Genomic DNA, 13,013 nt, shown 5'->3' with positions numbered 1-13,013 from the left:
GTCCTGGTCATCCGGCGGTCACCACTCCACTGATCTGGCCGATGGGCTCGGAGATGGCGTCGACCTCGACGGCCAGGGCCCGGACTTGCTCGGGCGTGAGGGCGTCATAGGAGACGTAGGGGCTGCCGGGGGTGTAGCCCCTGTCGCCGGGCTTGGCCAGATGGGTGTTGAGCAGGTTGACCAGCGTGGGGAACCGCTGGTCAAGGGTGGTCACCAGCTGCGGCTTCTTCTCCAGCAGCGCCGGGCGCAGCGCGGAGTAGACGTACCGGGCGCCGTCGACGTTGCCGGCGAAGTCGACCAGGTCGATGCGGGAGTACCGCTCCTCCTCGCCGGTGACCTTGGACTTGGCGACCTCGTCCAGGAGCGACTTCGCACCGTTGGCCATGATCAGAGGGGTGAAGCCGACGGTCTTGACCAGGGTGCCGAGCTTGCCCACGTTCGTGGTCAGTGCGGTGGCCAGCGGCCGGGTTCCGTCGACGGTGTTCTTCTCGAACAGCAGCTGCTCGAGTGCGTGGAAGCCGACGAACGGGCTGTCGGCGGTGACGTCGTCGATGCGCATGTCGATGAGCGGGTCCAGGTCGCCGAAGGATTCCGCGATCGGCTCGATCCGCTCGTAGTGCAGCCGCGCGCTCGGGTAGGCCTGCCTGGCCTTGGCCGCGTCGCCCGAGTTGATCGCCGCGACGAACGCCGCGGTGGTGTCGACGAGCGCCCTCGTCTCGGTCTGGACATACGTGCGGTAGGAGGTGACCGCGGTCCGCAGGTTCTCGTCGAGTGTCTGCGCCGGCACGGCCTGGCCGGTGACCGTCAACGCCGTGCGGATGCCGTTGCCGACCATGCCGGGTTTGCACGTCACCTGGTAGTCCCCGGCCGGCAGGTCGACGATCAGGTTCCGCTTCGTCGATGGGCCGACGTTCTCCACCTCGCCCATGATCCGGTCGCCGGCGGCATAGACGTACACCTCGGTGACCTGCGACGTGGTGCTCGTGATCTCGAAGGTGTGCCGGCCGGCCGGCAGCGTCGAACGAGCGACTCGGCAGCTCCTGTCACTCGCGTTCACGGTGACCGGGCCGCCGCCGGGCCCGGACGGGCCGGGGGCGGCGTTGTTGTCGGACGAGCAGTCGGCGAGCAGAGCCGCGGCCACGACGACGGGGGATGCCAGGCGCAGGACGCGGATGGCGGGCGATGTCACCGGTTGTCTCCCATGATCCAGGTGAGGTGTTGGCGCGCATGGAGCGCTGTGTCGGGTCGAGCGCAGTGACGGGCCGGCAGCACCTGGGTCAGGCCGGTCAGATGCGGGCCATGGGGTTACCGGGCGGCCGGCTGCTGGGCCTGGTCGGCCGGCTGCTGGGTCTGGCCGGCCGCCAGGGTTGTCGGCGGCGCGGCTGCCTGGCTCGGCCGGCCGGACTGGATCCGCCCGCCGAGAATGAAGATCGTCATCACCGGCAGGACGTAGGCGGCCCAGGCGATCGCCTGGGCGACGGTCGTCTGCGGTGAGAAGTTGAAGATGCCCTTGAGCAGAGTGCCGTACCAGGAGCCGAGCGAAATCTGGTCGCTGACGTCGAAGGCGAGGGTGTTCAGGCCCCCGATGACCCCGCCTTCCTGGAGGTCGTGAACCGCGTAGGCCAGCACGCCGGCGGCGATCACGATCAGGCCGGCGCCGGTCCAGGTGAAGAACCTGGCGAGGTTCAGCCGCACCGAACGCCGGTACAACAGCCAGGCCAGCATCACCGCGGTCGCGATGCCCAGCGCGAACCCGACCACGGGCGTGGTCGTGCTGCCCGCGGCCTGCACGGCCGACCAGAAGAACAGCGCCGTCTCCAGACCCTCCCGCGCCACCGCGAGGAACGCCGTGAGTGCGACCGCGAAGGTACCCAGCTGCAACGCGGAGGAGAGCCGTCCGTCGAGCTCCGCCCGCATGCCGCGGGCGGTGCGGCGCATCCAGAACACCATCCAGGTGACGAACACCACCGCCAGCGCGGACATCGTCCCGCCGAAGATCTCCTGGCTCCGGTAGCTCGACAGCAGTGTCGTCGACGTGTACGTCAGCAGCGCTCCGAACCCGACGCTGACCGCGACGGCCACGGCCACCCCGCCCGACACGACCACCAGCCGGTCACGTCGCCCGACCTTGACCAGGTAGGCGACCAGGATGCTCACGACCAGCGCGGCCTCCAGACCTTCGCGCAGGCCGATCAGATAGTTGGCAAGCACGGGCGCTCCACCCTCCGCCTCGAGCAACTATCGGACAATAGTTGTTAGAGGTTAGGCATACCTAAATGTCAGGGGAAACGCAAGCTCACCGCCGGTGCGACAGCAGGTAGACGGGGTCGGGGCCGCGCCCGGCGAGCGGATCCCGGGCTTCGGGAGGTGTCACAATCGCGAGGGCATGCGGCGCCAGCCCGGGGCGTGGTGGGAACGAGCGGTGGGGAGGCGCCATGATGGCTGGCCGGCCTCATCCCCGGCCCAGCGGGAGCCTGGAGAACGAGATCGTCGCCTGCCTCGCCGCGGCCGGTGAGCCGTTGACGCCGGCGCAGGTCCAGGCCGAGCTCGGCGGTGACCTTGCCTACACCACCGTCCTGACCACCCTGACGCGTCTCTACTCCAAGCAGGCGCTGCACCGCGCTCCCCGTGGCCGCACCTACGCCTACCAGCTGGTCGGAAGCAAGACCGAGGCTCAGGCCGGCCTCACCGCCCGACAGATGCAGAAGCTTCTCGAGGCCGGCGTCGATCGAGCCAGCGTGCTGTCCCGCTTCGTCGACAACCTGGACGAGGACTCCGCGCGCATCCTGCGGGATCTGCTCGCCCACCACCCCGACGGAGACCAGCCGCCGTCGAGCGGCCGGATCCCGGACCGGGGTTCGAAATGATCGCGTTCGGCCTGCTGCTCGTCGTCGCCGCAATTCCTCTGGTGGCCGGCCCGACCGGCGCCAGGGTCGCGGCCCGTGCGGCCCGGAGCCTCCCGCCGGCGACGGCGACCGTGGTTCTGACCGGATTCGCGCTGAGCGTGTCGCTGGTCACCGGGGCGGTGCTGTGCCTGGCCTGCCTCCTCGGCGTGGTGGAGCAGTTTCCCGCCACCCACCCGGCTGACTGGTCGACGGCAACGCTGCGCGAGCAGCTCCCCGTTCCGATCGGGGTCGGTCTGGCTGCGGGTGGACTGGCCATCGCCCTGCTTGGCCGAGCAGGACTGCACCTGGTCCGAGTGGTGGCACGCGCCCGGCGGACGGCGGCCGTCGTCGCGACGTTGCCGGCGGTGGGCGACCTGGCGGTGATCGACGACACCGCCCTGCACGCCTATTCCGTTCCGGGCCGCCACAGCCGCATCGTCGTCTCGACCGGGTTGCTGCGCTCGCTGACCGGACCGCAACGCGGGGCCTTGCTCGCGCATGAGGAAGCCCACCTGCGCCATCACCATCACCGCTACGCACAGCTTGCTCGACTCGCCGCGGCGGCGAACCCGCTGCTGTCGCCGGTCGCCCGCGCGGTCGACGGGGCGATCGAGCGCTGGGCCGACACGGTCGCGGCTCGGGAGGTCGGCGACGCGGCCACGGTGGCGCGCGCCCTGAGCACGGCGGCGCTCGCCCTTCCACGGATGCCCCCCGAAAGCCTCGGCGCCGCGCACCATGACGTCATCGACCGAGTGCGCGATCTCCTGGAGCCACCGCGCCGCCAGGCCCGCACGGGTGTCCTGTTCGTGCTCGCGGCGACGCTGTGCTGGGCCAGTGCCACCGCCCTCGTGCTCTACGTCTTCCGCGTCGTCGAACTGTCCGAATCCGTTGTTACCTGAGCCTGGATGAAAACTCCCCCCGGTCACCCGGAGCCACATCCGGTCCTGCGGGTTTAGGGCCAGACAGGCCCGGGAGAAGCATCTGTCATGAGCCCCCACACGACCTACCCCAGTGACCTCGAAGATACCTACCCCGCGCCTTCCCGCCGCACAACACCGTCTACTTCTACTATGCCGGCTGGCGCGACGACGGTATCTTCACGCAGCTCGGCTACACCCTGACCGGCCAGGGCACCGACGCCGGCAAGAAGATCGTCGGTCGGAAGCAGGGCGTGGTCACCAACACCCACCGACGACAGTCGGGACCTGGGTCGACAAAGGCTTCGAGAACACCATGGTCGAGCACGGAGCCGCCTGGCGTGTGGCATTCGGCTCATCGGGCGGTTGACGGACATGTCCGCCAACCGAAAGACGCACCTTTCGAGGTGATGGGCGTGGGCGAGGCCGTCGGCAGAAATTCACCGGAGTATGTTTGGGAACCGTCTTACGGGGGATTTTCCATGCACACGCACAGGCATGGGGGAGGCGCGATAATGGGGTTCAACAGCAGTGCGATCGTCTACGTCAGCAATGAGACCGGAGGGCATGCGTACATATCCTTCTCACATGAGTACAGTGACGACGGTCCCCAGGTCTGGACGGGGCCCATCCTGCAACCCGGAGGCAACGCGGGGCCCCTGCAGATTGGCTTCAACACCGGATTCCTCTACACCGGCCTGGACTACTGGTTCTGCGTGGCGCACGTACTCGACGGGCCGAACCCCGGGATCTACGCCACCGAGGGCTCACTCGACCAGCCGATCGACGAGTGCGAGTGCGAGGCCGTGGACAACGGCACGACAATCTACTGCCCCGTCACCACGGAGAACTTCACCATCGCGCTGAACTCCGGGCCCTGCGGCTATCAGATGTACCAGCAACCGCCCGAGGCGCTCCGCGGAAAACTCCGTTCCGAGGTGAAGAAGTCGGCGGCGCGATAGCGATAACGATAGCGACGGCGACGGCGACGGCGTGGATCCAGGCTCCGGAGATCGACTCCGCGGGTGGATCGAGGCGCACTCGGCGGATTTCAGGCCCGACCTGCGATCGGGTCTGAAATCCTTCGGGCAGGTGCGGGCGTTCGGAGAGCTGTCGATGGTGCTGTGGGCTCTGACCGGTCCTCGGCACCGAGCAGCCGGCAGCCGGTACGTCGCCTGGGCCCAGGACGTCGCGGCCCAGCTCTGGCCAGACCTTGAGGTGGTCGGAGAACATCTTCCCTGGGACGATCTCCCACACCATCATCTGCGCGAACTGCTCGTCATGTTCCCGGTACTGGAGAGGGTGACCCATCGGCGATCACGGTTTCACGACAAGGTCGTCGAGGTCCTCGACGGCGGCTTCGGGACGGTACCCACGGAAGACCTCAAGATCGCTTTTGCGCGGGATATGGCCGGGCTCGACGACTGCCGCCCGGCAGTCACCCGAGAACTGACGGCAGAGTTGTCGGCGTGGCGCGGAGTCGGCGCCGCGGCGAAGTCGTCATGGCTTTACACCATCACACACATGATTTTTTATGCGACGAGGTTCGGCGCTCGCGAGGTCTCCTGGCCGGCTGCCTTCCCCGCTCCGTTGGGCTGTGTTCTCGGTTCGTGTGTCGCGGCGCGTCTGGCCACTCGTGACTATGACATCGTCGCTGAGCTCCTGGCCAGCATGGCGTGGTCCGGTTCCGGTATCTCCGCCGCTTTCCTGACCGGAGCCGCTGCTCTGGCCGCGATTGCGCAGGAGCAGGGCAGCGTACCCGTGCGGCCGCCGTCCGCCGGCGGTGCCGAGCCAGGGTCCCGGTCCCGGTCCCGGTCCGGGCCCGGGTTCAAGGACAGGTACCACGCGACCATCGTCACGCTCGCCGTCCTCGCGGAGGGTGAACTGGCGACAGGAACCAGGGCCCAGGGCAGCTGATTTCAAGCCACCAGACCAGGGCATGCACCGGCCGTTCGCCCGCCGACGGATCGACGCGCCCTGGCCGCCGAGGGCGACGTGCCAATGGGCTCTGATCAGCCTCGGGCGAGGTGGCGGCTGATCACCATGCGCTGGATCTGGTTGGTTCCTTCGAAGATTTGCATAAGCTTCGTCCGCGATGATCGACATGTGTCGTGAGCTGCGGTGATGTCGGGCTGCTGGTGATGGCGGAGGCGCGTAGCCACGCCCTGTCCGTAGCGGTGTGAAGGGAAGCGCGGCGGGCGATCCATCGGAGCCCGCGTGCCCGATTCGTCGTGCACCTCGCCGGGGTCAGAGCCGGGTGAGGTCGATGCGGACGGGGAAGGGAGCGGCCGCGTCGATGACGCCGGTGAAGACGTCGGTGGGCCGGTAGATTCCGCCTGCCGGGTCCAGGACGTGGGTGTGGGTGACGGGGACGCCGGCGGCGGGCTGCTCAACCCGCCAGTAGTAGGCGATCCCGGCTTTGGCGTACTGCTCGGCCTTGACGATCCGGTCGGTCGTCTCCGATCCCGGTGAGACGACCTCGGCGACGAGCAGGACATGCTCGGGCCGGGAGGGCGTGACGTCGAGGGTGTCGGCGCGGTAGACGACGACGTCGGGACGCCGGCTCGTCAGCGGCACGTCCTGGAGGCGGACGTCGAAGTCGAAGTCGGCGTTCCACTCCGGCCCGGCGGCCGCCTCCAGCGCGACCGTGAGGATCTTGACCAGGCGGTTGTGCCGCTTGGACGCGCTGGGACTCACGACGACCATCCCGTCCACGATCTCGATGCCCGCGCACTGCTCGTCGGACCAGGAGTCGTACTGCGCCGCCGTGACCTGCTCATGCATCCACGCAGGGGCAATCATCTCCGCCATCTCCGTGGTGATCACGCACCTCTCGTTACGGACCTCCAGGGCCGAGCCCCGCCGTACCAGCGTAGCGCCGCGACACTCACGCGCCGGCGGACATCTTGTCAAAGCCACGCAACCGGCGGTCGGCCGTCGCCGGCCCTGAAGCGCACGGCTGTGCCCGACAGGACAGGGCTGTCGACAACACACGGACGGACGCCGCAAGGGAGAAATAGTCAAGACTTGTGGGTGGTGATCTTTAGGCGGCTTGGGTGACGGGTGCGGTGGTGGGTCGTTCGACGAGCTGGCCGGCTTCGAACACGGCGCCGGCGCGGTCGAGGGCGACGAGGTGGGGTGCGTTGACCACCCGCCAGCGGGCCTGGGCGGCCTCGATGAGCGTGAACGCCATGGCCAGCCCGGCGGCCCGGGAACCGGGGCCCTTGGCGACCCGGGTGCGGTGGCGCACGGTCCCGAACGTGGACTCGATCGGGTTCGTGGTCCGCAGATGCACCCAGTGCTCGGCGGGGTAGTCGTAGAACGCCAGCGGCACGTCCAGATCACCGGTGATCTTCGCGGTGGCTGGGGGGAACTTCGCTCCGTAGGTGGCGGCGAACGTCTTCGCCGCGGCGGTGGCGTGGGTCTTGTCCTCGGCGTTGTAGATCTCCGCGAGGTGCTTCTTCGCACCGGGGTGCGCCGACTTCGGCAACGAGGCCAGGACGTTCACGGTCTTGTGGACCCAGCAGCGCTGTTCCGCGGTGGCGGGGAAGACCTCGGGCAGCGCGGCCCAGAACCCCAGCGCGCCGTCGCCGACCGCGAGCACGGGTGCGCCCATGCCGCGGCGCGCGCAGTCGCGCAGCAGGTCCGCCCACGACCCGGTCGATTCCCGGTAGCCGTCCGCGAGGGCGACGAGTTCCTGACGGCCGTCGGCGCGGACCCCGATCAGGACGAGCAGGCAGAGCTTCTCCTCGTCCAGGCGGATGGTGACGTGGATGCCGTCCGCTCACGGGTAGACGTAGTCCACGCCGGCCAGGTCCCGGTTGGCGAACGTCTGGTAGTCGGCCTGCCAGCTGGTGGTCAGCTGGGTCACCGTGGACGCGGACAGGCCGGCACCCGAGCCGAGGAACTGCTCCAACGCGGGCACGAAGTCGCCCGAGGACAGGCCGTGCAGGTAGAGCAGCGGCAACACTTCGGCGATCTTCGGGGAGCGGCGGCACCACGGCGGCAGGATCGCCGAGGAGAACCGCTGCCGCTGCCCGCTGTCAGGGTCGACGCGGCGGTCGTTGACCCGCGGCGCGGTCACCTCGACCGCACCGGCGGCGGTCATCACCTGCCGGGGCTGGGCGTGGCCGTTACGGACCACCAGCCGGCGGCCACGGGCGTCACGCTCGCCGGCGAGCGCGGCGATGTAGGCGTCGACCTCGGCTTCCAACGCGGCCGCGAGCATCCGCCGCGCACCCTCGCGGACGATCTCATCGATCAGCGACGGCCTGGCCGCCGAGCCGTTCTCGGGCGTGTTCTCCTCGGGTACTACCGTGAGCACGGGCGTCCCTTCCCGACCGACGCGCCAACGTCGGCCTGACTGAGACCTCAACCTCGATCACCGGGAAGGTACGCCCTCCCAGCCGATCCACAGGTCTCAACCATTGCTCTCGGCGGGGCCGTAGCGGCCGTCTCGCAGCTCTGTCTGGGCCATCTCGACAGCCCCACGGTGATGTTGGATCATCATCTCGAGGAACATTCTGTCGAAGGCGGCTCCGCTGTAATTTGTCAGCGAGGTCATGTCGTTCTCGCTCATCATCCCGCCGGCGCCGTCGCTACGACCGTTTGACCCTGCCCGTCTCCGCGACTGACTCATTGATCTCCTCCGCTCACGGATCAATTATCCCATATAGGGATCACTGTCCGAAGAACGGGGACCACCTCACACCAGGTGTCTCCCTCGGCCGGCGCGACCGGGGTCTGCTGGGACAATTCCCTCGCGGAATCCTTCTTCGGCACCCTCAAAAACGAACTTGTTCACCGCGAAAACTACCCGACCCGCCGCGCTGCCCGCACCGCCATCACCGACTACATCGAGATCTTCTACAACCGGCAGCGACTCCACTCCACCCTGCACTACCGCACCCCCGAACACGTCGAAAACCTCTACCACACCACGAACACGACCATTGCAGACGCCGCATAAACCAGATAAGGTCCCTACTACGCCGGTGTCCGAAAAACGGGGCTCACCTCAAGTTTCCGCCCGTGTGGCGTGACGAGGGCTCGGTGGTGGGCGGTCGGATCGTGTCCTCGGTGTTGACGCCTGCCGCTCGGCCGCACACGCCTCCACCACCACAACACCGATCATCCCAGAAGATCAAGTGCCGCTACACCACTAGAAGGATCACCGCCTTCCGGCGGGATCGACTGGTCAGGCCCCACCACGCCGGAGCCCTGCTGGTCGGTGTCGACGCGCGTTCGTACACTGACTCCGATCGCTAATTTGATCTTTACGGGGGTGGTCGGGTGCCGTGTCGCAGCGCCCGGTGGGTGTGGGCCGGACGGATCGTGTTCGCTCTGGTCGTCGCGGGGCTGGTGGTCTATCTCGCCGTGGTCGGGCTAGACAGGGCGGACAAGCTGGCGAGCAGCATTGGTGTGGTGGTGGCGCTGCTTGCGTTGGGAGCGCCGTACCTCCTGCCATCACCTGGATCTGAGCCGGACCGGGCCGAGGACACCGGTAACGCTCGTGCTTCGGCCGGCGGGCTGGCCACTACCGGCACGCAAACCGCCGATGGCAACCGACCGGCGCAGGTCACTCGGACGGGGGACGCGACCGCGGACGGGCCAGGGTCGGTGGCTAACTCCGGTATTCAGCGCGGTCCACGGCGGTGAAAGGCAAGAAGCCCATGCCTCCCCCCGCGCCGGAGGCGACCTCGGTCAGCGGTTCCGGAGTCGCGTCCGCCAACAACGGCGCCGTTGCCAATAGTGGCGTCATGGGCCCCGTCACCGTCGAACACCACCACCATCCCCAGGCAGCGGCGCCCACGGCATGGCCGGTGCTGGTGGGCCGGCCGCCCGCGCTAGCGTCGGCGTTCCAACCCCGCGAAGTCCTGCGGGACCGAATTGTGGGGGAGCGCGGCCGCGGCGCGGATGTGATCCTCACCCAGCAGGACGGTCGGAGTGTGGGGCGGGGAACACGGGTGCTGGCGGGCGGAGGCGGCGTCGGCAAGTCGCAGCTGGCTGCCTGGTTCGCCCACCAGGCCTTCAAGCAGGGAATCGACCTGGTTGTCTGGGTGAACGCCACGACCGTCGACCAGGTCATCACCACCTACGCCCGCGCCGCAGCGCGAGTCGGAGCGCCTGGCGCCGACGGAACGGACCCGGATGCCGACGCACAGTCGCTGCTGGAGTGGCTGCATACCACCAGCAGGTCGTGGCTGATCGTCCTCGACGATGTGACCGACCCGGCGACGCTCGCCGACTGGTGGCCGCCACGCCAGCCAGCGGGCTGGACGTTGGCAACCACCCGGCTTCGCGACGCGACGCTAGTCAGCGGGGGACGTCAGCAGGTCGAGGTCGACGTGTACGCCCCCGACGAGTCGATCGACTACCTGACCGATCGGATCGGCCAGGCCCAATGCTCGCATCTGGTCGACGAGAACGCCGGCGGGCTGGCCGACGCGGTGGGGCATCTACCGCTGGCGTTGTCCCACGCCGCCGCCTACATGATCAACCAGGAAGAAACCTGCACCAACTACCTGGCCCGTTACACCGACACCGAGACCCGGCTGGCTGACCTGATGCCCGCCGGGGCCGATCCGGACGGCTACGGCCGGGCGGTCGCCGTCACTCTCCTGCTCGCCTTGGACGCTGCCGACTCCTCCGATCCTGTCGGGCTCGCCCGCCCCGCCCTTGCCTTGGCCGCAATGCTCGACCCCGCTGGACACCCCGATTCTCTGTGGGGCACCCCCGCTACCATCGGCTACCTGGGCGTGCATCGCACCGGCGGCATCGGCAAGCCGGTCACTGCCGATCAGGCCCGCAAGGCTGTGCGGCTGCTACACCGCTACGGCCTGCTCACCCACACCCCCACGGACGGCGCCCGCGCGGTGCGGATCCACGCTTTGACCGCCCGCGCCACCCGGGAAACCCTCGCCGACTTGACTGCGGTCAGCTACACCGCTGCCGACGCGCTGCTGGACCTGTGGCCCGAGGCCGACCACACCGCCCCCGACCTCGTCGCAGCACTGCACGTCAACACCAGCGTCCTCACCGCGATCGCCGGAGATCTGCTCTGGCAGCCCGACCGCCACCCACTGCTCTACCAGGCCGGCACCAGCCTGCTGCGTGCTGGGCAGCACACCGCCGCTGTCACCCACTGGCAGCACCTTGCCGGCCATGCCACCCAGCTGCTCGGCGAAGAGCACCCCAACACACTGACCGCCCGCGGCAACCTCGCTGTCGCGTACGACCGGGCGGGGCGGAGCGCTGAAGCAATCAGCTTGCATGAGCGGGTGGTCGCCGACCGGGAGCGGCTTCTCGGCGGCGAGCACTCGGACACCTTGGCCGCCCGCGGCAACCTCGCTACCTCCTACCGGCTGGCGGGGCGGATCGCCGAGGCAACCATCCTTCTGGAGAGGGTGGCAGTCGGGTTCACGCGACTGTTCGGCCATGATCATCCGCATACCCTGACCACCCGTGGTTACCTCGCCACCTCGTATCGGCACGCCGGGCGGGCCATCGACGCGATTCGCATCGAAGAGCAGGTGGCCGCTGGCTGGGAACGACTTCTCGGCGACGACCACCCGCACACCCTGACCGCTCGCGCCCATCTGGCCAGCTCGTACGGTCGGGCGGGGAGGATCACCGAGGCGATCAATATTGAGGAACGGGTGCTCGCCGACCGGGAGCGAATACTCGGCGAGCAGCACCCGGATACCCTGATCGCCCGCGTCAACCTCGCCGCCTCATACGGGCAGGCGGGACGCACCAGAGAAGCGATCAGTCTGCAGGAGAGGGTGGCCGCCGACAGCACGCGGCTCCTTGGTAACCAGCATCCGCACACCCTGACCGCCCGTGCCAACCTCGCCGCCTCATACGGGCGAACGAAACGCACCGGCGAAGCGATCAGCATGTTGGAGCAGGTGGCCGCTGACCGGGCGCGGCTGCTCGGCGAGAAACATCCGGACACCATCGCAGCAGTCGACAGCTTGCGCGGGTGGCGTCGCGACGCTGGCTCCTACGAGTGATTCAACGGGTGCCCGGCTGTGGCGTCTGGTTGGGGTCTGTTGCATCGTGGGCGGTTAGACATGGCTGTTCCTGCCGAGTCGGTGATCAGATCGTAAGGGTGAGCTCGGCGAACGCGGTCGTCAGTCGGCGTCGTGGGTCGGTGTCAGTGCCGAGTTCGTAGTGGCCGCGGCGGATGTTCTGGATCAGCGCATGTCCGGAGCTGATCGTCTGGGCTGAGCGCAGGTGTTTCAGTCCGCGCCTCGGGCGGAGCCGGGCTTGGAGTCGGCTGTGGTCGGATTCGATCCGGTTGTTCGCTCGGGCGACGTCGACGTGGCAGGCGGTGGGCAGTGGTTCATCGAGGACACGGGGATAGGCGGGTGCCCGGTCGGTGGTCACCTCGGCTGGTTTCCGGCTGTGGGACAGGGCTCGGGTGAAGAACCGTCGGGTCGTGGCCAGGTCACGCCGTTCGGCGGCGAGGACGTCTGGCTACGCAAGCGAGAACGGGGATCTGGCGCAGATCTTGTGATCCTTCGGGCATCGATGTCGATCATGGGGTGAGGAGGACGCGTTTGCGGAGGAGGTCGAAGTTCGCGCGGCCGTACATCTGCCTTTTGATCATTTTGATGCGGTTGACGTGACCTTCGACGGGCCCGGAGCTGTGTGGCAGGGTCAGGCCGGCGGTCACGGCGTCCAGGTCGCGTTCGAGGCCGGTGGCGTAGGTGTGCAGGGCGGGCAGGTCGTCGGCGCGGACCGCAGTGATCCAGTCGGTGACCGTGGTGTCGGTGGGGCAGGTGAGCAGGTGCGCGAACGCGCCGACGTGGCGGGTAAGCGCGTCGAGTTCGGGGCAGCAGGCGCGAACGTCGCGGAGTTGGTCCTGTTCGTCGTCGTGGAGCCGGTCGGGGCGAGTCAGGATCCAGCGGCTGATCGTCCGGGTGGAGCGTGGCCGGGGTGGCGGGGGCTGCGCGCCGGCGCGGAACGGGCGGAGATAGGTGGAGACCGTGACGTAGCTGCCGGTGTAGCCCTGGGCTGTGATCTCTTTCCATAGCGTGGCGGCGTTGGTCTGCCCGTCCGCCCACCGTTGGTCGAGGTGTGTCAAGGCTTCCTGAAAATTGACCCCGTGGGGGTCTCGGAAATTTGACCCCCGCGCCTGGTTGATCAGTTGTGGTTGGGTCGGTCCTTGGCGAGGAGCTCGCGGCGTTGGCGGGTGCGGTAGGAG

General features: G+C 68.4%; 10 protein-coding genes and 4 pseudogenes. 7 read left to right on the top strand and 7 right to left on the bottom strand.

What is annotated here, in order from left to right:
• Positions 1–7: 7 nt before the first annotated feature.
• Both efeO and efeU read right to left on the bottom strand, forming a co-directional pair.
• Complete coding sequence (efeO, locus tag NBZ83_RS22865) at positions 8–1,189, bottom strand: iron uptake system protein EfeO (protein ID WP_261575760.1); 1,182 nt, start codon at positions 1,187–1,189, stop codon at positions 8–10.
• A gap of 116 nt (positions 1,190–1,305) precedes the next feature.
• On the bottom strand, positions 1,306–2,211 hold the full coding sequence (gene efeU, locus NBZ83_RS22860; protein WP_261570367.1) for an iron uptake transporter permease EfeU: 906 nt from the start codon (positions 2,209–2,211) through the stop codon (positions 1,306–1,308).
• Between the two features lie 227 nt (positions 2,212–2,438).
• On the opposite strand from efeU, the gene NBZ83_RS22855 reads away from it, so the two are divergent.
• The 5 genes and pseudogenes from NBZ83_RS22855 (at position 2,439) to NBZ83_RS22835 (ending at position 5,719) form a co-directional block, all read left to right on the top strand.
• Entirely contained in the window at positions 2,439–2,867 is a 429-nt protein-coding gene (locus NBZ83_RS22855; protein WP_261570366.1) for a BlaI/MecI/CopY family transcriptional regulator, read from the top strand.
• Positions 2,864–3,784: a M56 family metallopeptidase gene (locus NBZ83_RS22850; protein ID WP_261575759.1), complete on the top strand. Its 921-nt coding sequence runs from the start codon at positions 2,864–2,866 to the stop codon at positions 3,782–3,784. Before NBZ83_RS22855 ends, NBZ83_RS22850 begins: the two co-directional genes overlap by 4 nt.
• Before the next feature lie 116 nt (positions 3,785–3,900).
• Positions 3,901–4,139: pseudogene (locus NBZ83_RS22845) on the top strand (transposase); the annotation flags it as partial.
• A gap of 178 nt (positions 4,140–4,317) precedes the next feature.
• Complete coding sequence (locus NBZ83_RS22840) at positions 4,318–4,764, top strand: hypothetical protein (protein WP_261570363.1); 447 nt, start codon at positions 4,318–4,320, stop codon at positions 4,762–4,764.
• A 31-nt stretch (positions 4,765–4,795) separates the two neighbouring features.
• Complete coding sequence (locus NBZ83_RS22835) at positions 4,796–5,719, top strand: DUF6895 family protein (protein ID WP_438803329.1); 924 nt, start codon at positions 4,796–4,798, stop codon at positions 5,717–5,719.
• 330 nt (positions 5,720–6,049) lie between these two features.
• On the opposite strand, the gene NBZ83_RS22830 is transcribed toward NBZ83_RS22835, so the two are convergent.
• From NBZ83_RS22830 to NBZ83_RS22820, 3 genes and pseudogenes are all read right to left on the bottom strand, one after another.
• Positions 6,050–6,604, bottom strand: coding sequence for a Uma2 family endonuclease (locus NBZ83_RS22830; RefSeq protein WP_261575761.1), 555 nt, complete (start codon positions 6,602–6,604; stop codon positions 6,050–6,052).
• Positions 6,605–6,845: 241 nt separating this feature from the next.
• A pseudogene (locus NBZ83_RS22825) lies at positions 6,846–8,126 on the bottom strand (IS256 family transposase).
• 96 nt (positions 8,127–8,222) lie between these two features.
• The gene (locus tag NBZ83_RS22820) at positions 8,223–8,441 is read right to left on the bottom strand and encodes a DUF305 domain-containing protein (protein ID WP_308203815.1); all 219 of its coding nucleotides are present in this window, start codon (positions 8,439–8,441) and stop codon (positions 8,223–8,225) included.
• A gap of 69 nt (positions 8,442–8,510) precedes the next feature.
• Between NBZ83_RS22820 and NBZ83_RS22815 the strand changes: the two are divergent.
• Both NBZ83_RS22815 and NBZ83_RS22810 read left to right on the top strand, forming a co-directional pair.
• Positions 8,511–8,771: pseudogene (locus NBZ83_RS22815) on the top strand (integrase core domain-containing protein); the annotation flags it as partial.
• 703 nt (positions 8,772–9,474) lie between these two features.
• Entirely contained in the window at positions 9,475–11,817 is a 2,343-nt protein-coding gene (locus tag NBZ83_RS22810) for a tetratricopeptide repeat protein (RefSeq protein ID WP_261575757.1), read from the top strand.
• A gap of 85 nt (positions 11,818–11,902) precedes the next feature.
• Here the strand turns inward: NBZ83_RS22810 and NBZ83_RS22805 are convergent.
• Positions 11,903–12,280, bottom strand: a pseudogene (locus NBZ83_RS22805) (DDE-type integrase/transposase/recombinase); the annotation flags it as partial.
• 64 nt (positions 12,281–12,344) lie between these two features.
• Entirely contained in the window at positions 12,345–12,893 is a 549-nt protein-coding gene (locus NBZ83_RS22800; RefSeq protein ID WP_261575756.1) for a transposase, read from the bottom strand.
• Positions 12,894–13,013 lie beyond the last annotated feature (120 nt).

It is taken from the genome of Frankia gtarii (assembly GCF_025403375.1).
GTDB lineage: Bacteria > Actinomycetota > Actinomycetes > Frankiales > Frankiaceae > Frankia > Frankia gtarii.
Note: the sequence above shows the minus strand (reverse complement) of the source record. Positions and strands in the feature narration are given on the sequence as shown.